This window comes from Pseudomonas sp. KH_021, from assembly GCF_057838865.1.
The window spans coordinates 1,881,669-1,904,267 of sequence record NZ_CM174477.1 but is presented as its reverse complement, the minus strand read 5'-3'; the positions used below and the strand labels follow the sequence as shown (position 1 = coordinate 1,904,267).

General features: G+C 60.7%; 22 protein-coding genes. 5 read left to right on the top strand and 17 right to left on the bottom strand.

Features of this window, described 5'->3' with window-relative positions; translation table 11 throughout:
• Positions 1-10: 10 nt before the first annotated feature.
• The 6 genes from AC3IX4_RS08960 to AC3IX4_RS08935 are packed head-to-tail and all read right to left on the bottom strand — an operon-like array spanning position 11 to position 5,724.
• Positions 11-1,180, bottom strand: coding sequence for an acyl-CoA dehydrogenase family protein (locus tag AC3IX4_RS08960; RefSeq protein ID WP_489260198.1), 1,170 nt, complete (start codon positions 1,178-1,180; stop codon positions 11-13).
• A gap of 10 nt (positions 1,181-1,190) precedes the next feature.
• Entirely contained in the window at positions 1,191-2,369 is a 1,179-nt protein-coding gene (locus AC3IX4_RS08955; protein WP_489260197.1) for a lipid-transfer protein, read from the bottom strand.
• Between the two features lie 19 nt (positions 2,370-2,388).
• Entirely contained in the window at positions 2,389-2,808 is a 420-nt protein-coding gene (locus tag AC3IX4_RS08950) for a MaoC family dehydratase (protein WP_489260196.1), read from the bottom strand.
• Positions 2,777-3,898: an acyl-CoA dehydrogenase family protein gene (locus AC3IX4_RS08945; RefSeq protein ID WP_489260195.1), complete on the bottom strand. Its 1,122-nt coding sequence runs from the start codon at positions 3,896-3,898 to the stop codon at positions 2,777-2,779. Before AC3IX4_RS08945 ends, AC3IX4_RS08950 begins: the two co-directional genes overlap by 32 nt.
• 9 nt (positions 3,899-3,907) lie before the next feature.
• Positions 3,908-4,882, bottom strand: a complete 975-nt coding sequence (locus tag AC3IX4_RS08940) for an OB-fold domain-containing protein (RefSeq protein WP_489260194.1) — start codon at positions 4,880-4,882, stop codon at positions 3,908-3,910.
• A 56-nt stretch (positions 4,883-4,938) separates the two neighbouring features.
• Positions 4,939-5,724 (bottom strand): SDR family oxidoreductase, encoded by a 786-nt coding sequence (locus AC3IX4_RS08935; protein WP_489260193.1) that lies wholly within the window; start codon positions 5,722-5,724, stop codon positions 4,939-4,941.
• Positions 5,725-5,860: 136 nt separating this feature from the next.
• Between AC3IX4_RS08935 and AC3IX4_RS08930 the strand changes: the two genes are divergently transcribed.
• Positions 5,861-6,643, top strand: coding sequence for an enoyl-CoA hydratase (locus AC3IX4_RS08930; protein WP_489260192.1), 783 nt, complete (start codon positions 5,861-5,863; stop codon positions 6,641-6,643).
• A gap of 41 nt (positions 6,644-6,684) precedes the next feature.
• Here AC3IX4_RS08930 and AC3IX4_RS08925 read toward each other — a convergent pair whose 3' ends face one another.
• Positions 6,685-7,593: an RHS repeat-associated core domain-containing protein gene (locus AC3IX4_RS08925; protein ID WP_489261254.1), complete on the bottom strand. Its 909-nt coding sequence runs from the start codon at positions 7,591-7,593 to the stop codon at positions 6,685-6,687.
• A 96-nt stretch (positions 7,594-7,689) separates the two neighbouring features.
• A complete protein-coding gene (locus AC3IX4_RS08920) occupies positions 7,690-7,887 on the bottom strand; it encodes a hypothetical protein (RefSeq protein WP_489260191.1) in 198 nt (65 codons plus the stop codon).
• 593 nt (positions 7,888-8,480) lie between these two features.
• Here AC3IX4_RS08920 and AC3IX4_RS08915 point away from each other — a divergent pair.
• Positions 8,481-8,678, top strand: coding sequence for a hypothetical protein (locus AC3IX4_RS08915; RefSeq protein WP_489260190.1), 198 nt, complete (start codon positions 8,481-8,483; stop codon positions 8,676-8,678).
• 108 nt (positions 8,679-8,786) lie between these two features.
• Here AC3IX4_RS08915 and AC3IX4_RS08910 read toward each other — a convergent pair whose 3' ends face one another.
• Both AC3IX4_RS08910 and AC3IX4_RS08905 read right to left on the bottom strand, forming a co-directional pair.
• Positions 8,787-9,704, bottom strand: a complete 918-nt coding sequence (locus AC3IX4_RS08910; protein WP_489260189.1) for an RHS repeat-associated core domain-containing protein — start codon at positions 9,702-9,704, stop codon at positions 8,787-8,789.
• Between the two features lie 34 nt (positions 9,705-9,738).
• Positions 9,739-10,200, bottom strand: coding sequence for a hypothetical protein (locus AC3IX4_RS08905; protein WP_489260188.1), 462 nt, complete (start codon positions 10,198-10,200; stop codon positions 9,739-9,741).
• 273 nt (positions 10,201-10,473) lie between these two features.
• Between AC3IX4_RS08905 and AC3IX4_RS08900 the strand changes: the two genes are divergently transcribed.
• Entirely contained in the window at positions 10,474-11,028 is a 555-nt protein-coding gene (locus tag AC3IX4_RS08900) for a hypothetical protein (RefSeq protein WP_489260187.1), read from the top strand.
• Positions 11,029-11,619: 591 nt separating this feature from the next.
• Here AC3IX4_RS08900 and AC3IX4_RS08895 read toward each other — a convergent pair.
• Complete coding sequence (locus tag AC3IX4_RS08895) at positions 11,620-12,408, bottom strand: RHS repeat-associated core domain-containing protein (RefSeq protein WP_489260186.1); 789 nt, start codon at positions 12,406-12,408, stop codon at positions 11,620-11,622.
• Positions 12,409-12,718: 310 nt separating this feature from the next.
• On the opposite strand from AC3IX4_RS08895, the gene AC3IX4_RS08890 reads away from it, so the two are divergent.
• A complete protein-coding gene (locus tag AC3IX4_RS08890; protein ID WP_489260185.1) occupies positions 12,719-13,135 on the top strand; it encodes a hypothetical protein in 417 nt (138 codons plus the stop codon).
• Between the two features lie 121 nt (positions 13,136-13,256).
• Here the strand turns inward: AC3IX4_RS08890 and AC3IX4_RS08885 are convergent, their stop codons facing one another.
• The 6 genes from AC3IX4_RS08885 to AC3IX4_RS08860 form a co-directional block, all read right to left on the bottom strand.
• Positions 13,257-14,816, bottom strand: coding sequence for a FadD3 family acyl-CoA ligase (locus tag AC3IX4_RS08885; protein ID WP_489260184.1), 1,560 nt, complete (start codon positions 14,814-14,816; stop codon positions 13,257-13,259).
• A 20-nt stretch (positions 14,817-14,836) separates the two neighbouring features.
• Positions 14,837-15,868: a 2Fe-2S iron-sulfur cluster-binding protein gene (locus tag AC3IX4_RS08880; RefSeq protein WP_489260183.1), complete on the bottom strand. Its 1,032-nt coding sequence runs from the start codon at positions 15,866-15,868 to the stop codon at positions 14,837-14,839.
• Between the two features lie 2 nt (positions 15,869-15,870).
• The gene (locus AC3IX4_RS08875; protein WP_489260182.1) at positions 15,871-16,635 is read right to left on the bottom strand and encodes an SDR family oxidoreductase; all 765 of its coding nucleotides are present in this window, start codon (positions 16,633-16,635) and stop codon (positions 15,871-15,873) included.
• A gap of 10 nt (positions 16,636-16,645) precedes the next feature.
• Positions 16,646-18,364, bottom strand: coding sequence for an FAD-binding protein (locus AC3IX4_RS08870; RefSeq protein ID WP_489260181.1), 1,719 nt, complete (start codon positions 18,362-18,364; stop codon positions 16,646-16,648).
• Positions 18,365-18,421: 57 nt separating this feature from the next.
• The gene (locus tag AC3IX4_RS08865) at positions 18,422-19,612 is read right to left on the bottom strand and encodes an acyl-CoA dehydrogenase family protein (RefSeq protein WP_489260180.1); all 1,191 of its coding nucleotides are present in this window, start codon (positions 19,610-19,612) and stop codon (positions 18,422-18,424) included.
• 247 nt (positions 19,613-19,859) lie between these two features.
• Positions 19,860-21,290 carry a coniferyl aldehyde dehydrogenase gene (locus tag AC3IX4_RS08860; RefSeq protein WP_489260179.1) on the bottom strand — a complete coding sequence of 477 codons (1,431 nt, stop codon included), beginning with the start codon at positions 21,288-21,290 and terminating at the stop codon, positions 19,860-19,862.
• A gap of 284 nt (positions 21,291-21,574) precedes the next feature.
• Here AC3IX4_RS08860 and AC3IX4_RS08855 point away from each other — a divergent pair, with 284 nt between their 5' ends.
• Positions 21,575-22,576: a flavin reductase gene (locus AC3IX4_RS08855; protein ID WP_489260178.1), complete on the top strand. Its 1,002-nt coding sequence runs from the start codon at positions 21,575-21,577 to the stop codon at positions 22,574-22,576.
• Positions 22,577-22,599: the final 23 nt, after the last annotated feature.

The following is a 22,599-nucleotide window of genomic DNA, read 5'->3' as shown; positions in this document are numbered from 1 at the left end:
AGAAGGCTCCCTAGCGCGACGTACGCGGCAAGTTCAGGCCGAACTGAGCGATCAGCTCGCGCTGGATTTCGTTGGTGCCGCCGCCAAAGGTGTTGGTGACCGCGGCGCGAATCTCGTACTCCAGCTCGCCGTGCAAGAACGCCGCAGGCGACCCGGCTTGCACCAGGCCCTGAGCGCCGACCACTTCGTTGAGCTTGCGCAGAATCTCGATCACCGATTCCGAGCCATAGACCTTGGTGATAGACGCCAGCGCAATGTCCATGCGGCCCTGATCCAGGTCAGCGGCAATACGGAAGTTGATCAGGCGCATGGCCTCAAGGCGCGCATAACATTCGGCCAGCAACGTGCGTACCCACGCCTTGTCCATCGCCCGCTTGCCCTGGGCATCGGCAGCCTTGGCCCACAGGTAAACGCGGCGAAACAGCCCCACGACTTTGTCGGCCCAGGCACCCAGGCCCAGACGCTCGTGGTTGAGCTGCGAGGTCACCAGTTTCCAGCCCTTGTGCAACTCGCCCACCAGCATGTCGGCCGGCACCGCTACGTTGTCGTAGTAGGTGGCCGCCGTCGGGTTGCTGCACGTGGTGATCACCGTGTGGGAAAAGCCTTCGCTTTTCGTGTCCACGATCAGGATCGAGATGCCTTTGTGTCGGGCTTCCTCGGGGTTGGTGCGAGCCGCCAGCCAGATAAAGTCGGCAGACTCGGCACCGGAGGTGAACAGCTTGCTGCCATTGACGACAAACTGATCACCCTCTTGGCGCGCCGAGGTCTTCAGGGTCGCCAGGTCGCTGCCGGCACCGGCCTCGGAATAACCAATGGCGAAATGAATGTCCCCTGCTGCGATCCCTGGCAGAAAGCGCGCTTTCTGCGCCTCGCTGCCATGCGCCATCAGCGCCGGGCCAACGGTGCTGATGGTCACGAAGGGCAGCGGCGCCCCGGCAATATTGGCCTCTTCGAAGAAGATCAACTGCTCGGTGGCCGCATAGCCCTGGCCGCCGAATTCCTTCGGCCAGCCCACTGCCAGCCAGCCATCGCGGCCCATCTGGCGAACCACCTGACGGTAGGTGTCGCCACCTTCTTTGCCGCGCAACTCAAGGCGCAGCTCGGGGGTCATCAGCTCGCTGAAGTAGTCCCGCACGCGCAGACGCAGTGCCTGTTGTTCCTTGCTCAGATCAACGAACATCGCAACCTCCTCAAAGCGCGCCCAGGATCAGGCCGCTAGTGGGAACGCCGGTACCGGCGGTCACCAGCACGTTTTCAACATCGTTCACCTGGTTCACCGCACTGCCGCGCACCTGGCGCACGCCCTCGGCCACGCCGTTCATGCCGTGGATATAGGCCTCGCCCAGCTGCCCGCCGTGGGTGTTGATCGGCAAGCGACCGCCACGGGCGTGGTGACCGGCACGAATGAAGTCCTTGGCCTGGCCGGTTTCGCAGAAGCCAAACGCTTCCAGTTGCGGCAGTACAAACGGCGTGAAGTGGTCGTAGATCACCGCAGTCTGGATCGCTTCCGGGCCCAGGCCCGACTGGCGATAAACTTCCTTCGCCACCACGCTCATCTCCGGCAGGCCGGTGATCTCGGGGCGATAGTAGGAGGTCATGACCTGCTGGCCGCTGGAGATCCCTTGCGAAGCGCCTTTGATCACCACCGGTTTGTTGGGCATGTCGCGCGCCCGCTCAACCGAGGTAATAACCATGGCGACGGCGCCGTCGGATTCCTGGCAGCAGTCGAGCAAGTGCAGCGGCTCACAGATCCAGCGCGAGTTCTGGTGGTCTTCCAGGCTGATCGGCTTGCCGTGGAAAAACGCTGCCGGGTTAGTGGCAGCGAAATCACGTGCGGCCACGGCCACGCGGCCGAAGTCTTCGCTGGTGGCGCCATAGGTGTGCATGTAGCGCTGGGCGAACATGCCCACCCAGGCCGCAGGCGTATGGAAGCCGTGAGGCATGTACCAGCCGTAGTTGACGTTCTCGAAAATCGGCGTCGAGGCAAAGCCGTAGGTGCCGGTGCCGAAGCGATACCAGGAACGCTCGTTCATCGCCCGGTAGACGACAACGGTCTTGGCCACACCGGTGGCCACCGCCATGGCCGCATGCATGATCGGCGCACAAGCGGCGCCGCCACCGTGAGGCACTTGGGAGAAGAACTTGACGTCCTTGCAGCCCAGCAAACGGGCGATTTCGTACTCGGGTACTTTGTCGACCGAGTACGAGCTGAAGCCGTCGACTTCAGACGGGTCGATGCCGGCGTCACGCAGGGCCGCCAGGGTCGCTTCCATGGCCAGGCGCAATTCGGTGCGGCCGGAGTTCTTGGAAAACTCGGTAGCGCCGAGCCCGACGATCGCCGCCTTGCCCGATAGGGATGGTTGACTCATGAAGACTGCCTCCGCTTGCTCACTGCAGGACCAGGTTGACCGTACCGGTCACGTGGTTGCCCATTGAATTTTTGCCTTTGAGGCTCAGGGTCACGCGTTTGCCGCTTTCGTCACGCTCGCTGACCTCACCGCTGAAGGTCATGGTGTCGCCCGGGTAATTGGGCGCGCCCAGCTTGATGCGCAGGTCATTGAAGGTGGCCAGGGGGCCTGCCCAATCCTGCACGTAACGCTGCACCAGGCCGGTGGTGGTGAGGATGTTCATGAAGATGTGCGGCGAGCCCAGCGCCTGCGCCGCTGCCAGGTCATGGTGGCCTGGAAAGTAGTCGCGCGTGGCGATGGCGCCGCCGTTGATCAGCGTCACGGTAATCGGCACCACCAGCTCTGGCAGCGCCTGGCCCAGGCTCACATCAGCAAAGGCTAGGGTTTTCTTCGAGGTCATATTTCCATCCCAGATTGTCGTGATTGGCCAGCCAGTCGCCCAAGCGTTCGAGGGTGCCGGCGCTACCGCCCAGGGTCATGCCCAGGTCGCGGCTCCAGTAGAGGTAACGGTGGATTGGGTAGGTCAGGTCAACGCCGATGCCGCCATGCACGTGCTGCGTCTTGTGCCCGACCAGGTGGCCGGTTTCGCAGCTCAGGTAGCGGGTCGCCAGCGCTTCGGCCTGACAGCCAAGGCCCGCGTCGAGGCGGTAGCAGAGCTGGTACAGCGAGGAGCGCAACGCCTCGACCGCGATGCGACAGTCCGACAGGGTCATTTGCACGGCCTGGAAACTGCCGATGACGCGCTCGAACTGACGACGTTCGCTGACGTATTCCACGGTGCGGCGCAATTGCGCTTCGCTGACGCCCAACTGCAAGGCGGCGATGGCGGCAATGGCGCGGGGTTCGAGCCAGTCCAGCGCGGTGTGCGACAACACTGCGTTTGCGTTCAGGCGCACGCTGTTGCAGTCGATATCCGCCACGGCCAGGCCATGGTTGGCGACGGCCGGGGTCAGGCTGACGCCGTTGACCGTCGGCTCGACCAATACCAGTCGTGGGCCATCGTTGCTCTGGGCAAGCACCAGCAGTGCCTGGGCCTGGGCGGCCAAAGGGACGGCGCTCAGGTGGCCATCGAGCTTCCAGCCTTCGCCGTCGGCGCTCAGGGTCAGGCCACTGTCACGGGCCAGCGACAGACCAAGCAGCGCCTCGCCGGAAACGACCTTTTCCAGCAGTGCGGCATGAACGGGCGCGCCATGACGAATCAAGGCCAGGCAGGCCAATTGCTGTTGCCACAGCGGCACCAGGCCCAAGGCGGTACCTTGTGCCTGCAAGACCGACATCAAGTCGGTCATGCCCAAACCACTGCCGCCCTGCTCTTCATCGACGGCCAGGGCGTTGAGCCCGGTCTCGATGCAGGCTTGCCAGAGCGCTTGCATAAACGGCTCGCCGCTCAGGTCGAAATCGCGCAGATGGTCATCGCTGCAATAGTCGCGAAACAAACCCTCGGCCATCTCGGCAATGGCGCGCTGGTCGTCACTCAGGGAAAAATCCATGACGCCTCCTCAGGCACTCAGCGGGCGAAACAGCGGCAGGGTTTGCTGGTCATCGAAGCGCTGGAACTGAACCTGCATCCGTTGGCCGATCTGCAGTTGCGAAGGCTCCACACCGGTCAACCCGGTGACCAGGCGCACACCCTCGTCCAGCTCGATCAGGCCGATCGGGTTGGGGTGATCGAACGGCGCCACCTCGGGGTAATGCATGACCACGAACGAATACAACTCGCCAGTGCCCTTGGCCTCGACGGTGTCCCACTCGAACGAGTGGCAGTCGATGCACACGGGGGCCGGCGGGTGACGCAGGGTCTGGCAGGCGGTGCAGCGCTGGATCAGCAACTTGCCCTGCTCGCAGCCTTCCCAGAAGAACCGCGTGTCGTCGCTCACACCCGGCAGCGGGCGCTTGACGGCAGGTTTTTCGACCGGCGCGGGTGCGGCGGCCGGGCGTTCGGCAGGCTTGAATTTGAAGACCCGGAACAGTTGCTCGCCGACCTTTTCGTCAGCGCCGCCGTTAGGGTGCTCAACGCAATAATCCATCACCAGGGTGAAGAAAAAGCCGGTGCCCAGGGGCGTGGTTTTTTCATCGGAGATCGCATCGACCCGACTGGTGTAGAACAGCCGCTCACCGACGGTGACCGGGCGAACAAAGCTCAGTTCCGAGTTCACCGCCACCACGGCCGGGTAGCCGTAGGACTCCATGATCTTCAGGGTTTCGAAGCTGTTTTCGTCGGTGGAACCGGGGGCGTAGTTTTCGTTGTCCAGCCCACCCATGCACCAGACCTGTAGCATGCCCGGTGGCGCGACCAGGTCGGGGTAGCCGGCGTCACGGGCAAAGCCTGGGTCGGTGTAGAGCGGGTTTTCGATACCCATCTGCTCGCACCACTGGCGGATCATCGGCGCGTTCACCGCGTCCCAGCCGTACACGCGGCCGTATTGACGCCCGAGCATGGCCCGCACTTTCTCAATCAATTCTGGATCAGCCAAGTTCGTCTCCTTAAAGTCGTGATGGACGACGCAAGGTGCGGCGCCGTCCCGTGGGGTCAGGCGCTTTGTGCCGTGGAGGCGCCAAGGAATGCCGGCTTTTCACCGCCGCCGTGCAACAGCAAGTTGCTGCCGCTCAAATAGGCCGCGAGCGGCGAGGCCACATACAGGCAGGCATCGGCGATATCGCCGGGCTCGCCCATGCGTCCGGCCGGGATGGTCGAGCCGACCGCCGCGATACCGGCTTCATCGCCGTAATGCAGATGAGATTGTTCGGTACGGATCAAGCCTGGGCTGACCGCCACCACTCGCACCTTGGGTGCCCACTCCACGGCCAACGAGCTGACCAAGGCCAGCACCCCGGCCTTGGCGGCGCCATAGGCCGCCGTACCCGGCGAAGGTCGCAGCGCACTGATGCTGCCGATAAACACGATCACCCCGCCGCCGTCCTGCTGTTGCATCAGCCGGTTGGCCTGCTGGGCGACGTTCAAGGGGGCGATCAGGTTGAGCTTGATGATGCTTTCGCTAAAACGCGGCGAGACGCTGGCGGCGTCTACCGAAGGGCTGCCACCGGCGTTGTTGACCAGTACATCCAAGCGTCCGAAACGGCTTTCGATCTCGGCGAACAGCGCGGCCAGAGAGTCGTTGTCACGCACGTCGGCGGCGATGAAATGGGCCTGCTGGTTGTTGGCCTGCGGCAGTTGCTCCGGCGCCTGGCGCCCGCACACCACCACCTGGGCGCCGGCTTGCAGAAAACCACGGGCGATACCGGCACCGATGCCCTTGGTACCGCCTGTGACCAGCACGGTCTTGCCGCTGAAATCCAGACTATTGCGCTCACTCATCGCAAGCTCCTCATGCAGTGTCGTAGCTCCACTGTATGGAGTCGCGGCCCTGGGCTCGTCGTCTGAACGGACGATGAGCCCGCAGGCCCAGCCGCCAACAATCAGCACTATTCATTTAGCCTGCGGAAGCCCTGCCATGAGCACCAGCCCAGCCCCCGTCCTGCTTGACCACCCAGCCCCCGGCGTCGCCCGCCTGACCCTCAACCGCCCCACCGTCTCCAACGCCCTGAGCCTTGAGCTGCAAGCCTTGCTGTCGGAACACTTTCGCGCGCTGGCGGACGATGAGCAGGTGCGCTGCATTCTGCTGACCGGCGGCCCGACCGTGTTCGCCGCCGGTGGCGACATCACCAGCATGGCAGGCGTGGGGCCTATCGAGATTTACAAACGCCATACCGAACGCGTCTGGGGGCCGATCCAGCACTGCCCCAAGCCTGTGATTGCGGCGGTGTGTGGGTATGCCTATGGCGGCGGCTGTGAGCTGGCGATGCATGCCGACATCATCATTGCCGGTACTGGCGCGCGGTTTTGCCAGCCGGAAATTCGAATTGGCATCATGCCCGGCATTGGCGGTACACAGCGCTTGGTGCGCGCGGTGGGCAAGGCCAAGGCGATGCAGATGGCCCTGACCGGGCGGCCGATCACCGCGCATGAGGCGTGGGTGTCGGGGTTGGTGAGTGAAGTGGTCGAAGATGAACGCGTGCAGGCGGTGGCGCTGGAGCAGGCTGCGCTGATTGCAGCTATGTCGCCGTTGGCGGCGGAGCAGGTCAAGGAAGTGATACTGGCGGGGATGGATGCTTCGCTGGAGGCGGGGCTGGCGCTGGAGAGGAAGGCGAATGCGTTGTTGTTTGCTTCCAGGGATCAGAAGGAAGGGATGGATGCGTTTATTGAGAAGAGGAAGGCGGTGTTTGAGGGGAAATAGCAAGAATATTATTCAGCGTATATTGACCACCCGAAACAAGCCTAATCACCCATATCGATGATAGTGCGTTTAGGCTTCATCACCCTCCCGCTCTTATCGAAATATATGGATTTATAGTGCCACCCATCGTATTTTGCGATACCTATATAGTTATACATAAAATGGTTCTTTGGAACTATATCGATAGAAGTGACTTTACCAATATAAGCTTTCACTGGCCTTTCAAGAGTCTTGGCCAACCTAGCACCAAATGCATCAACTCCATATTCCCCCCCATGACACATAATCAGCTTTATGCGAAACGCCGCCTCAATAACTCTCGGATCTTTCGTTATCATAGCCGCTACATCTTCAACACTGTACATTGTCCCCCTCGCCTTATCCACGCCCAGCACATGCTGCCCGGAGTCGGATCCATGCAACTCAACATTTAGAGTCCATTTTTCCTTATGGATGCTCCAGGACGCAGCCACTCCGCCACCAATATAATTACCTCTCTCATGATGACTGTACTTCAAGCCCTCAATGGGCAGGAGTGGAACAATTTTCCGCCGCGTGGGGTTTATAAAAAGCCCTTGAGGCCTAGCAGACTGAACTCCAATTCTCATATGCCCCGACGGATCAACCCGATTAATCGGATCCCCGCCGCAATAACCATAAGCATTGAAACCGCCTTTCCCGAACGGACTCCAGCTGTCTGGACTGAAAAACCTCATCAGCGCCGTACTGTATGCACGGTAGCCGTTGCCCAACAACATCCAGCCAGTCATGCTCTCAGTAAAGCCGCCACTAAATCCGAGGCTAATGGATTTCTCGCGCAGGAGATGCCGGTAACCATACGGGGTATAGGCGGCAAATTCGGGAGCCACAATACGGTGCGATTGCAGTACCGAATTTTGCCTGTCCGCGGCCAGCATCAAGGTGCAGGCATGATTGCTTTTATCGGGCATCACGAATGTGGCTCTGCTTTATTATTTGCAGCACTCATTACTACGCCGATGCTCGACCACGCACAACTAGCAGATCTGATAGGTACAGCTTGATCATTAACGACCAAACAGCTGCTGCACTGACACCAACGGCTGCGCACAGCCGCTGAATCCCTGGGCACAAACCATCGCCTGCGTTCCGCGCACGAACGTGACCGAACGCTGCATCTGCACCATCCACACCAGCATCAGGCACAGGCCCAACACCGTTAACATCCACCTGATTGTTTTTCTTGTTTTCATGGTGATACCCATCTTTGACGGCCACCGGGGGGGGTTGTGTGCACAGGCTACTCGGGGCAATGCGGGCCAACCTCACCCAAATGGACTAGACGCCAAATCGGCGCGTAGGAGCAGACCTTGGTCGCGATGGCATCACCGCGGTTTATCATAGTCCGCGGTGATGCCATCGCGACCAAGGTCTGCTCCTACACCCCCGGCGTGCCAAGCCACATGGTGTGATTTTTCCTACGATTTGGTGGCGAGCATTCTTCGCAAGCGGGTTAGAAACTCTCTAGCCCAATCATCACTCCAGAAATATCCTACGCAGCCTGTCGCCTCCCATGATCTTGTCCCTGGGAAGCCGTGCCCCTAGGCTTCTGCGGTCGCTGCAAATGTAGTGATCGGGTTTAGCAGCTCGGCTTCAAGGTCAAGGCGCATAGGTGCCGCTCTCTCGATTGTTGGAGCTCGTAACACAGCCCAATTATTCGTGTCATGGCGGCTGTGCGCGGGGCGCCTTCGTGCGCGCCGGGTTCCTTGATCCCTGGTCTGCTAACCCGCGTACAGCTGCCACCTTATCGTTTAGCAGCGATGCTCGGCAGCTCCACCGATTAAGGAGCGTCAACTTGATGAAGATTGTTCCAGACCCACCCACTGAAATTCCCCCAACCATCCTGCAAACCGCCCAAACGCCCTTCTGTTCCTGTCACAACGCCCACGCTTCACTGTTCCAGGTCCACGCCGGCATCTGCGCCGAAGACGCGCTGGTGCAGATCTCCCGTCACCTGCAAGGCGCGGCTGTCGTTCAAGCATTTCGACGCGGGTGATTCACCGATGTTCAGCGTGCGCGGTGGGGTTGTCTGAAGCGTTGCTGGACGGGGCCAAGGGTTTGTAGCAGCCGTGTAGGGGCCGACTATCGACTATCCGAAACAAGCCTAATCACCCATATCGATGATAGTGTGCTTAGGCCTCATCACCCTCCCGTTCTTATCGAAATATATGGACCTATAGTTCAACCCATTATCTTTATTAATAGGAAACTGGCTATACATAAAATTACCTTCTGGAATCAGTTCTGAACCAAAGACTTTTCCAATATACGCTTTCACAGGCCTTCCAAGAGCCCTGGCCAATCTAGCACCAAATGCATCAACACCATACTCCCCTCCATGACACATGATTAGCTTAATGCGAAACGCCGCTTCAATAACTCTCGGACTTTTCTGTATCATGGCCGCTATATCTTCAACACCGTATATCGATGCACTCGCTTTACCCAGCCCCGCCCCTAGCACCTGCCCCCCGGCTTCGACTCCATGCAACTGAACATTTAGAGTCCATTTTTCCTTATGGACGCTCCAGGACGCAGCCACTCCGCCACCAATATAATTACCTCCCTCATGATGGCTGTACTTAATACCAGGACCGGGCCTAAATGGAATAATTTTTCGCCGTGCGGGGTTTATAAAAAGCCTTTGAGGCCTAGCGGACTGGACTCCAATTCTCATATGCCCCGATGGATCAACCCGATTAATCGGATCCCCGCCGCAATAACCATAGGCATTGAAACCACCTTTCCCGAACGGACTCCAGTTGTCAGGACTGAAAAATCTCATCAGCGCCGTACTGTATGCACGGTAACCGTTGCCCAACAATATCCAGCCGGTCATGCTCTCTGTGAGGCAGCCACTAAATCCGAGGCTAATGGATCTCTCGCGCAGGAGATGCCGATAACCATACGGGGTATAGGCGGCGAATTCGGGTGCCACAACGCGGTGCGATTGCAGTACCGAATTTTGCCTGTCCGCGGCCAGCATCAAGGTGCAGGCATGCTTGCTTTTATCGGGTTTCATAAATGTGGCTCTGCTTTATTATTTGCAGCACTCATTACAACGCCGATGCTCGACCACGTACAACTAACAGATTTGATAGGTACAGCTTGGTCATTAACGACCAAGTAACTGCTGGACCGAGACCAACGGCTGCGCACAGCCGTTGAATACCTGAGCACAAACCATCGCCTGCATCCCGCGTACCAACGCAACCGACCGCTGCACCTGCACCATCCACACCAACGTCAGGCACAGGCCCAGCGCCGTTAACATCCACCTGATTGTTTTTCTTGTTTTCATGGTGATACCCATCTTTGAAGGCCACCGGGGGTGGGTAGGAGCTGGGCTTGCCCGCGATGGCTTCAATGCGGTGGGGCAGATAGACCGTGTCGCGTGCATCGCGAGCAAGCTCGGCTCCTACCAACCCCTGGCGTGCCAAGCCAGATGGCAGTATTTTTCCTACGATTGGCGGTGATGATTCTTCGTAAAGAGGTTGGGAATTCTCTAGCCCAATCATCACTCCAGAAATATCCTACGCAACCTGTCGCCCTCCGTGAGCTTGCTCCTGGGAAGCCATCTCCCTAGGCTTTCCCAATCGCTGCAACCTGCAGCGATCGGGTTTAGCAGCTCGGCTCACTAAGGCGCACACTTTCGTTTTATGGCGGTTGTGCGTGGGGCGCCTTCGTGCGCGCCGGGTTCCTTGGTCCTGGTCTGCTAACCCGCGTACAGCTGCCACCTTTTCGTTTAGCAGCGATGTCTGGCAGCTCCACCACCAAGGAGCGTCAACACGATGAAGATTGTCCCAGACCCACCTACTGAGTTACCCCCCACCGTCCTGCACACCGCCCAAACGCCCTTCTGTTCCTGCCACAACGCTCACGCTTCACTGTTCCAGGTCCACGCCGGCATCCTCGCCGAAGACGCGCTGGCGCAGATCTCACGACACCTGCAATCCGCAACCGAAACGGCTGGCCGGGCTCACGCGCTTTCTCCCTTCCTCGAAACGACACTACAACATTCGACCCTGCGGTCTATCGGGACGGCTCAAGCCTTGGTCGATGCTTTGCGCAAGAGCGCCAATCCAATGCTGCGACAAACTGCGGCGCTGCCGTTCAAGCATTTCGACGCAGGTGATTCACCGATGTTCAGCGTTCGAAGCGGTGTGTTGGCAGAGGATGTGCTGGTGCATGTGTCGCTGTGTTTGCAGGCGGCATATGCGACGGCGGATGAGGTCTGCGTGAGCGTGCCTCAGGGGACCAAAGGGCTGCACTGGGCGACATTGAATGCCATCGAGGTGGCGATGGGGTTGACTGAAGCGTTGCTGGACGGGGCCGAGGGCCTGTAGGAGCGACGGGGGGCCTAGCCCTTGGTCGCGATGGCATCACCGCGGTTTATCGTAGACCGCGGTGATGCCATCGCGACTAAAGTCTGCTCCTACACCCCCCCAGCGTGCCAAGCCAGAGGGTGTGATTTTTCCTACGATTTGGTGGTGAGCATTCTTCGCTCGAGGGTTAGAAACTCTCTAGCCCAATCATCACTCCAGAAATATCCTACGCAACCTGTCGCCCTCCGTGAGCTTGTCCCTGGGAAGCCATATCCCTAGGCTTTTCTGGTCGCTGCAAGCTGCAGCGATCGGGCTTGGTCGCCCGGACTGCGAGAGGCGTTACAGGTGCGCAATGGCAGCTGTACGCAGGAGGCTTCGTGCCTGCCGGGTTTCTCTCGTACCGGTCGACCAACCTGCGTTTGGCTGCCACCCTCTGCAAACGCCTTCGAAACCGCTACGACATCCACAATTTCAAAACCCTGCTCGACCCTGACCTGCACGGATCCACGGTGCGGGCGGTGGATGCCGCGCGGGCGTTGATCGAAGCGTTGTTAAAAGGCAGCAAAACCTGGTGCTGCCGCCCAAGGGCGCCTAGGCGCTTGTTTTCACACATTACTTTTTCCCTGGCCCGTCAGACCAACGCACCAAACCTACCTTTGCACCCATAGTTTCCAGCCTTGCCAGATTGGCTTCGGCCTCTCGCCTCATTTCCGACTTCACATCTTTGCCTTTGAGATCATTGAGTTTTCTATGTGCATAATAAATCTCATCCTTTAAGTTCTTATTCTGCGCCCCTACAGCATAATTAGGCCGACTCTTTTCTACGGCGAATTTTGGCTGATGCTCTTGCCCGACCACTTCATTTGATCTCGGCATTGATGCCGTTTCAGACCCGCCAATCTGTTGTTGATGGGAGGAGGCATTATTTGCAGTAGATTGTAACTTCTGACTGGAAGCACTCGCGCCAGAGGCTGGGGCAGCTGAATACCGAGCTATTGCAGGATTAGCAGTACCTGAATTGGAAAGCTGTCTTCCCCTCATCAATATATTAAACTTGGCATGCCCGCTGGGATCTTGGAAATTTACCGGATCTACACCACAGTACGCGTAGACATTACTTCCGCCCGAGCCAAAAGGACTTTGGTTGTCTGCGCTGTGAAATCGCATCAGCACCGGATTGAAAATTCGGTATCCATTGCCCAACAGATAGTGCCACATTGACGGTTCTTGTCGTTCGCCGTTAAATCCGAGCTTGCTGATGCGGCTGTCTGCGCAAGACCTATGCCCGTACGGGGTGTAGGCAGACAATTGCGACGCTGTAGCTGCATGCAAATGCAGTACGGAGTTCTGCATATCGGTGCAAAGCAACGATATTGCTGGTGGGCTGATGTGACCGATCATTTGGCAGTACTCCATGCTCAAAAAACTTAAACCTCACAATTGCATGGCCGCATGAGGGATACAACTAGCAGTCCTGATAGGTATAGATCGCAGTGGGTAAGACAGGCTGCGGCGCCTGTATGACGAACAAGATCCCGGACGTAAAGCTAGATATCGGTGATTTTTCCTACAGTCTGATTATGTACATTCCTTGCAATGGGGGAACCTCCCACCGTCCTGCACACCGCCCAAACGCCTTTCTGTTCCTGCCACAACGCCTACGAATCGTTGTTCCAGGTCCACGCTGGCAATCCTCGCCGAAGACGCGCTGGTGCAGATCTCCCGTCACCTGCAATCCGCAGCTGAAACAGCTGGCCGGGCTCACGTGCTTTCTCCTTTCCTCGAAACGACCCTGCAACGTTCGACCCTGTGGTCTATCGAAACGGCTCAAGCTTTGGTCGATGCCTTGCGCAAGGGCGCCGAGCCAGTGATTCGACACACCGCCGAGCTGTCGTTCAAGTATTTCGACGCGGGTGATTCACCGATGTTCAGCGTGCGCAGCGGGGTGCTGGCGGAGGATGTGCTGGTGCATGTGTCGCTGTGTTTGCAGGCGGCGTATGCGACGGCTGATGAGGTATGCGTGAGCGTGCCTCAGGGGACCAAAGGGCTGCACTGGGCGACATTGAATGCCATCGAGGTGGCGATGGGGTTGACTGAGGCGCTGCTGGACGGGGCGGAGGGTCTGTAGGAGCAGAGCTTGCTCGCGATGGCATCACCGCGGTCTACGAATGGACCGCGGTGATGCTATCGCGACTAAAGTCTGCTCCTACAGGCGATTACAGACGGGTTGTGGTGGCCGCCGCAGTGGGTCAGGCAGGCCGCTGCTCGCGCCGCAATGCCAGCTTGTCGACCTTGCCGGAGGCATTGGTCGGCAGGCTTTCGTAGAACGCCACAAAGCGCGGAACCTTGTAGTTGGCCATGCGCTCGCGGCTCCACTCGATCAGCTCGGCGGCCGTGAGGGTACCACCTGCACGGATAACGACGCAGGCACACCCCACCTCCCCCATCCGATCCTCTGGCACGCCAATCACGGCGACTTGGGCGATGGCCGGATGCACGCACAGGGCCGCTTCGATTTCGGCTGGGTAACAGTTGAAACCGCCAACGATAAACATGTCCTTGAGGCGGTCGGTAATGCGCAGGTTACCCGCAGCATCCAGGCTGCCAACATCACCGGTGTGCAACCAGCCGTCGGTGTCGATGGTTTCCAGCGTGGCGTCGGGGTTGTTGAAGTAGCCCTTCATCACATGAAACCCGCGCAGGCAGATTTCCCCGGTTTCACCGTTCGCCAATACCTGCCCCTGTTCATCCTGGATGCTGACTTCGGTGCCCGGTATCGGCTTGCCGCTGGTGCCGGCGATGATTTCAGGCGAGTCGCTCGGGTCACAGATGGTTGCCAGGCCGCCACATTCGGTCAGGCCATAAGCGGTGGTGACCACCGCACAGCCCAGGTCACAGCGCATGCGTTCGATCAAGATCGGTGGAATGGTCGAGGAGCCGGTGACGGCAATGCGCAGGCTGGACAGGTCGCTCTCAGCCAGCTTGGGATGATCCAGCAGCGACAAGTACAGGGTCGGCGGCCCAGGCATCACGGTAATGCGCTCGGCGGCCAGGCGCTGGAAGATTTGTTCAGCGTCAAACACCGCGTGAGGCAGGATAGTTGCCCCGGCCAGCAGGCAGGTCAGCCAGCCGGCCTTGTAGCCAAAGGCATGGAAGAACGGGTTGACGATCAGGTAGCGATCACCCGCCTGCAGGCCGATGATCCGGCCGTATTCGCTGAAGGCGCGCAGGCTCTGGGCGTGGGCGCACATCACGCCCTTGGGCTTGCCGGTGGTGCCGGAGGTGAACAGCAGGTCGCACAGATCATCAGGCTGGACCTGCAACGCACGCTCGCGCGCTGCTTCTTCGCTGACGTCGGCGCCGGCTGCCAAAAAGCGTTCGAACTCGGGCTCGTCCAGTTGCACCATGTGCTCAAGGCTGGCGGGGCGATGGGGCGCGAGCATGGCGCGGTAGTCGTTGCCCAGGAACAGGCCCTGTACAAACAGCACCCGCGCACCGCTGCGCTCCAGAATATCGGCAGCTTCAGTGCCCTTCATGCGGGTGTTGAGCGGAACCAGCACCGCACCGGCACATTGCAGGCCCAAGGCCAACAGCACCCACTCGACACGGTTGGGCGCCCAAATCGCCACGCGGTCGCCGGGGTTGATACCTATGGCCATCAGGCTACGCGTGACGGCCAGGACCCTGTGCGGCAGGTCGGCGTAGTCGATCACCTGGCCGTCGCCTTCCAGCGCAATGCGCCCGGCGTGTTCGTGGGCCGCGGCAAACAGCAGGCGGCCGATGGTTTGCGGATAGGCGTCAGTGCTCATCAAAGCTCTCTCTTGCGGCATCAATCGGGAAAACGCAGGTGCACATGGGTGCTGCTGGCCACGGCCTGACAGGCCAGGGTCCAGCCCTCGCGCAGTTCCTGGGCGTCCAGCGCCTGGTTGGCCAACAGGTCCACCTCACCGGAGACCAGGGTGCACATGCAGGTGGCACACGAGCCCACCAGGCAGGAAGACGGCGGCTGCAGGCCGTCGCGGCGCATGGCGCTGAGCAGTATCTCGCCGGGCTGGCAGTCGATCTCACGGGTTTCGCCGTCCAGCTCTACCGTCAGGCGCGCCGCCGGGGCATCACTGGAAACGGGCAACACCGGCACCGCTTCGCCCTCCCCCGGCAATGACACAAAGCGCTCGACATGCACCGCCGCGCGCGGCAGCCCAGCCTGGGTCAAGGCGGTGACGCTGGCATCCATGAACGGCCCGGGGCCGCAAATGAAGGCCTCGGCCTCCTCAAACCCTTGGGCGAAGGCCGCCAGTTGTTCAGGCAGCGGATAGCCCTGCACGCTGTCGAGCCAATGCACCACTTGCAAGCGTTGCGGGTGGGCGGTCGCCAGCTCGCGCAGGCGCTCACGAAAGATCACCGACTGCTCGTCGCGGTTGGCGTAGATCAGGCGAATCCGCCCTTTCCCACGGCGCAAGGCGGTGCGCAGAATCGACAGCACCGGGGTGATGCCGCTGCCACCCGCAAACAACAGAAAATCCCGGTCCAGCGCCTTGGGCGTGAACACCCCGGCCGGTGGCAGCACTTGCACGCTGTCCCCGGGACGCAGTTGATCGCAGAGCCAGTTGGACCCGCGCCCGTCGGTCACCCGCTTGATGGTGACACGCAACGGCTCGTCTTCCACGGGCGAGCTTGAAAGCGAATAGCAGCGCGGCAACCAATCGTCGCCATGCGGCACGCGCAAGGTCAGGAACTGCCCCGGCCGATAGTCGAAGCGCGCCGCCAGTTGCGCCGGCACATCGAATACCAGCGAGCAGCTGTCGTGGGTTTCGGCCACGACATCGGCAATGTGCAAAGTGAAGTAGTCGGGAATACTCATGGTCAGATACTCATGATGAACTGGCCGCTGTCCACGCGCAGTTCGATACCGTTGACCGCCCGTGCTTCGTCCGAGGCCAGGTACAGGATCGCATCGGCCACATCAGAGGGCAGGCAGGAGCGGTTCATCGGGTCCTGGTCGATGGTCAGGCGCGCCGGGTCCACGCCCTGGGGGTAGGTGGCGCGGGTCATGGCCGTGAGGATGCCGTCGGGGTGTACCGAGTTGCAGCGGATGCGGTATTTGTTCAGGCGGCAGTGCGCAGCCACGCTGCGGGTCAAGGCCGCCACCGCACCCTTGCTGGCGCTGTAGCCCAGGTAATCGTGCTTGGCGGCGAGAGCGGCCACCGACGACATGTTGATGATCGAGCCACCGCCGCCGCTGAGTTTCATCAGGGCCAGGGCGGTCTGGCAGCCCAGGAAAACGCTGTCGGCATTGACGCGCATCAGCCGCTGCCAATCGGCCAGGCTTGCGTCTTCAACCGAGCCCTTGAGCAGGATACCGGCGTTGTTGACCAGTACATCCAGGCGCTGGAACCGCGCCTTGATCAATTCGGCCAGTTGCTCCCAGCCTTCAGGCTGGCTGACGTCCTGGGCCATGAACAGTGCCTGCCCGCCCAGCTCTTCAGCCAGTTGCTCACCGGCCACAACATTCAGGTCGGTAAACACCACCCGCGCACCTTCGGCGACGAAGCGACGCACCGTGGCCTCGCCGACGCCGCTGGCGCCACCGGTCACCACAGCGACTTTATTCAGCAATCTTGCACTCATGCGATTCTCCTCAAACCACGCCGGCCAGATGGCGGGCCGCGATGTAGCCAAAGGTCATGGCCGGGCCCAGGGTAGCGCCCGCACCGGGATAGGTCGTGCCCATGACCGAGGCCGAGGCGTTGCCGATGGCGTACAAACCGTCAATCGGTTCGCCATCGTTGCGCAGTACCTGTGCATTGGCGTTGGTCAACAGCCCGCCCTTGGTGCCGATATCGCCCGCGTTCATGCGCATGGCGTAGAACGGTCCTTTGGCGACCGGGGCCAGGCAAGGGTTGGGCTGGATATTGGAGTCGCCGTAGTAGCGGTCGAAGACGTTGCCGCCACGGCCAAAATCTTCGTCCACGCCGGTGACCGAATAGTGGTTCATGCGCTCGACCGTCTTGGCGAGGTTGCCGGCATTGACGCCGATCTGCCCGGCCAGGTCATTCAGGGTTTCGCCCTTCCAGTACAGCGAGCCCAGCCAGGCCTTGCGCAGGCGGCTGTCAGGCATGATCTGCCCGGGCATCAGCGGGCCCATGGCGTAGTTGAAGCGGAACTTGCTGTCGAAAATCACCCAGCACGGCACGCTGGTACCGCCGCTTTGTTGATTGTCGCGGTACATGGCGTCGACAAACTCCAGGTACGGCGCCGCTTCGTTGACGAAGCGCTTGCCCTGGCCGTTGACCACCATGGCACCGGGGAAGGCGCGCTCGGCAAACACACCACGGGATTTGTCTTCGCCGGGGATTTGCAGGGTGGGTGCCCACCAGGCCCAGTCCATCAGGTCGGTGGCGGCGCCCAGTTGCTGCCCCGCTTCCAGGGCCGCGCCGGTATTGGCGCCCGCAGGCGTCGCACTCCAGGCCACTTGCGATGGCTGGGGCAAGTATTTTTCCCGCAGTTTCTGGTTTTGCTCGAAGCCGCCGGAGCCAAGGATCACGCCCTTGCGCGCGCGGATCGACAAAGGCTTGCCGTCACGAGTGACTCGAACGCCAGCGACTCGGCCGCCCTCTTCGATCAGGGCGTTGAAATCAGTGTTCAACCACACCCCGACCTTGCGGTCCAGCAGCGAGGCCCGAAGGCTGGCGATCAGGGCGTTGCCCAGTGCGGTGCGACGGTCGCGCTTGCTTTGAGTCTTGCGGCGCCACGACACGTCGAGCTTGTAGCGCAGCATCAGCCACATGATCAGGAACCGCCAGCCGCGGGTCCGGGCCATGGCCTTGTGGGCATCGCGGGCGGTCCAGGCAATCTTGCCCATCAGCATATTGCCCGGCGCGGCTTCGCGCAGGCCAGGCAACTCGTCGCCCAATTGGCTCAAATCGAACAGTTCAGGATCAAGGGTCCGCCCACCCGGCAGGGAGCCTGGCAGGTGCGGGTAATAATCGGGGTATTTGTCAGCGACCGCATAACGTACGCGGGATTTGTCTTCCAGGTAGCGGATCATCTTCGGCGCTTGCGCCAGGTACGCTTCAATCCGCTCTGGGTCGACGTGATCGCCAACCGCAGCCTTCAGGTAAGTGCGCGCCTGGTCCAGGCTGTCCTTGCCACCGATGGCTTTGAAATAGTGGTTGTTGGGGATCCAGATGCCGCCGCCGGAAAGCGCCGAGGTGCCGCCGTACTGGGCCGCTTTCTCGACCACCAGGACCGACAGCCCCTGATCGGCCGCGACCAGGGCCGAGGTCATGGCGCCAGCGCCAGAGCCCACCACCACTACATCGAAATCGGCTGCGTATTCATTGTTGTTATCGTGCATATCCAGGCTCGCTTGGGTCAGGAGAGGTCGCCCGCCGCCAGGGCAGCGGGCACCGGATCAAACGTATGGATCAGGGTTGGGCAGCCCCAGCTGCACCGCGCCAAACGAGCGACCGTAGGCCGCGACGTTGTTGGCGATATGCCCACGGGCCTGATGCAGGTCGCGGAACAGACGCGCTACCGGGTTGGTGTTGTACAGCCCGGAAGCGGCCATGCAGCGCAGCAGGGTGTTGACCTTTTCGGCGCAGATGTTGGTGACGTAGGCCGACTGGTAGCGATACAACAGGCGCGTGTTGACGTCCGGGATTTCACCCTTGGTAGCGGTTTCAAGCAGCGCATCGTAGTTGCGTTCAAGCACCAGCTTGAGCATGTCCAGGGTCAGCACCGCATCGGCCACCGCGTCCTGGGCCACCGGATCTTCAGCGGTCTTGGCGCCGTGCTTGCCGATATGGCGAGCGGCGTTTTCGCTGAACTCATTGATGGCTGCTTGCAGCGCACCAATGGCCGAGGTTGAGACGGCACGCGAGAACACTTGGGCAAAGGGAATCGCATACAGCGCGTTGGTGTTGATCTCGCGCCCCGGCGTGGCTTCGGGCGCCGTGTTGTTGGTGCGCTGGACCCGATGGGCCGGCACGAAGACGTCCTCGACCACGATATCGTGGCTGCCGGTGCCGCGCAGGCCCATCACATCCCAGTTGCGTTCAATACGGTAGTCACTGCGCGGCAGCAGGAAGGTGCCGTGCTCAGCGGCCAGGCCGTTTTCTACGGCGGGCACGATGCCGCCCAGCAGGCACCACTGGCAGTGTTCGCTGCCGCTGGAAAAGCCCCAGCGACCACTGATGCGATAGCCACCCTCGACCGGCGTGACCTTGGCCACCGGCATGTAGGTGGACGACACCAGAGTCGACTGATCCGTGCCCCAGACATCCTGCTGGGCCTGCTCGGGGTAACGCGCCAGTTGCCAAGGGTGTACGCCCATCACGCCGTAGATCCAGGCGGTGGACATGCAGCCTTCGGCAAGGGTCATCTGGATTTCGAAGAAAGTGCGCAAGTCCACTTCAAAACCACCAAAACGCTTGGGCTGCAAGGCACGAAACAGCCCGGCTTCCTGCATGTCGGCGATGGTGGCATCAGGGATCTTGAGGTCTTGATCGGCTTGCGCGGCCCGAGCCCGGAGGTTCGGTATCAGGGCGCGTGCGCGCTCGATCAGATCGGTCTCGAGTGGGGTTTTCTGGCGAGTGGCTGCCACGTGGCGTCCTCCAAAGGCAGCGCGGCTGGATTGCGCGCATTGGTTAGGATTATCGAAAGGTGGTGGGGGTTGATCATCGTCAAAGCGGACTAGCACATCGAACGGGATGCTTTCCTGTAGGAGCCGACCTTGGTCGCGATGGCGTCGACTCGGTCCATAGCAGACACCGAGTCGACGCCATCGCGAGTAAACTCTGCTCCTACAGACCGTTGTAGATACCGGCTTTAGCCGCGATGAACGCGGGAGATCAGCGGGTGACTTGGGCTTTCATGGCTGCCAGGAACTGCTCGCCATAGGGCGCCAACACGCCCCACTCGCGCCGTGGATCCTGGGGCGCCCCCTGGAACACGGTGCGCGCATGGCTGAACTCGATAAAGCCCTCGCGACCATGGTAATGCCCCATGCCCGAAGCCCCGACGCCACCGAAGGGGGCATCTTCCATGGCTGCGTGCATCAGGGCATCGTTCAGCGTCACGCCACCGGAGAGCGTGTAATCCAGGACATAGGCCTGCTCCTGCGCGTCATCGCCAAAGTAATACAGCGCCAACGGCCGCTCACCGGCGTTGATGTGGGTCACCACCTGCTCGATGTCGCTATAGGTCAGCAGCACCAGCGCCGGGCCGAAGATTTCTTCTTGCATGATCCGCGACTGCGCCGGCGGGTCGATCACCAGGCTCAATGGCCGCTTGCGGCTGTGGCGCTGAGGGGCTTCGTCGGGGCAATGAATGATCTGAGCGCCCTGCCCGGCGGCATCGTCGAGCAGGTCGTCGATTCGCTGCAGGTGCCGTTCGTTGATGACCGCGACCACATCCGGGTTGCCTTCGGCGGTGGGCAATAATTCGTTCCAGGCTGCACGAAACGCCGTAATGAAGGCCTGCTGCTGATCCTTGGGCACATAGAGCAGATCCGGCGAAATGCAGATCTGCCCGCCATTGGTCGACTTGGCCACTGCCAGCCGGCGCGCAGCTTCATTGATATCCACTGAGCGGCCAAGGATCGCCGGCGACTTGCCGCCCAGCTCCAGGGTCACCGGCACCAGGTTCTCGGCGGCGCAGCGCATGATGATCTTGCCCACTGCCGTGCTGCCGGTGAACACCAGGTGGTCGAAGCGCTGGCTGGAAAAGCCCTGGGCCACGTCCGCACCGCCTGTGATAACGGCCAGTTCCAGCGGATCGAAGCGCTCGGCAATGGCATTGGCCAGCACTTCGGCAGTATGGCCCGTGACTTCCGAGGGTTTGAACACCGCCCGATTGCCCGCCGCGAACGCCGAGGCCAATGGGCTGAACAGGGTAAACAGCGGCGCGTTCCAGGTGCCGATAATGCCAATGCTGCCCTTGGGCTGGTAGCGCACCCAGGCCTTGGCGCCGAGCTGATCGTAAGGGGTGAAGGGTTGACGCTGCGAGTCCGCCAGCCATTCACCCAGGTGATCGCGCGCGTACTTGAGTGAGGCCAGCGAACCGAGCACATCGTTCATCAGGCCAAAGCCTTGATGGCGACCGCCAAAGTCACGGTCCATGGCCTCGACCAGAGGCTGGCTGTAGTCCACCAGCAAATCGATGGCCACCTGCAGGCGGCGCTGGCGCTCTTCGGGGCTGACCCGCCCCTGGTGATCGGTGGCGACGCGTTGGGCGGCCAGCAAGGTTTCAAGCTGGGCCACGGACTGCAGGCGAGCATTCATGGGGCGATCCTTTCGCCGCTGGGCGGCTGTTGTGCTTTTAAGGGAAAAGCAGCTTAGCCGGATGCCTTTTCGCGCCTCATCGTCTGATTGAGGTAGGAGCAGACCTTGGTCGCGATGGCCACACCGCGGTCTGCCTGATATACGCGGTGATGCCATCGCGACCAAGGTCTGCTCCTACCGATGGTCGATGGTCGGTGATAAGCGTTAGTCCATAGAGACGATGATTCGATGCCTTTGGCTGCCGATACTGGCTATCACGACAGACCCGATTGATGAGGCAGATCATGACTGCTCAAGGCAGCTTTAACCCGCAAGCGTTTCGCAGTGCGCTGAGTACCTTCACCACTGGCGTCACCATCATCACCACCCGCACGCCAGATGGCGAGTCGGTGGGCATTACGGCGAACAGCTTCAACTCGGTGTCGCTCAATCCTCCCTTGGTGCTGTGGAGCTTGGCCAAGTCAGCACTGAGCCTGCCCGCCTTCGCCGATAACCGCCACTGGAACGTGCACGTGCTCTCTCATGAGCAAGAAGTGCTTTCCGGGCGCTTCGCGTCGCGTGGCGAAGACAAGTTTGCCGGTATCGAGCTGGACGCCGGCATCAACGACATCCCCCTGCTGCACGACTGCACCGCTCGCTTCCAGTGCCGCACAGCCTTCCAGTACGAGGGCGGCGACCATGTGATTTTTGTCGGTGAGGTGCTGGCCTTCGACAAGAGCGAACGTGCGCCGCTGGCATTCCAGAGTGGCCAGTACGCCCTGGCCGCGCGCAAGCCGCACAACGGCGTGCGCCTGGCGGCCGAACCGCCACCGGAATGCAGCTACACCGAAGATTTGCTGGGCTATCTGGTAGGCCGTGCGCATTACCAGATGCTCGATGAGCTCAGGCGCCTGCTGCAAAGCCAGAAGATCGACGAGCATGGGTTCTTTGTGCTCTCGGTGCTGTGTATCCGCGACAACTTGAACCTCAAAGAGATCAACGAGTTCGTCACCTACACCGGCAAGGAAGTCTCGCAGTCCATGCTGATATTCCTTGAGAAGCAGGGCTATATCGCTATTGAGGAACGCCACGGCGAGCAGCGCTTTGTGCTCACCGCAGCAGGCCGGGAGGTTTCCCTGGAGCAAATTGCACTGGCCAAGGCTGTGGAGCAGCAATTGACCGAAAAGCTAGGTGTCGGCGATGCCCAGGCCTTGAAAATTTTGCTCAAGCGTCTTATCCAGATCTCCGACCCCGGCCTGCCCGACCTTTGGGCATCGACCGCCGAACCCACCGCTCAGCTCGGCTAAATCCTGGCATTTTCACAAGGAGC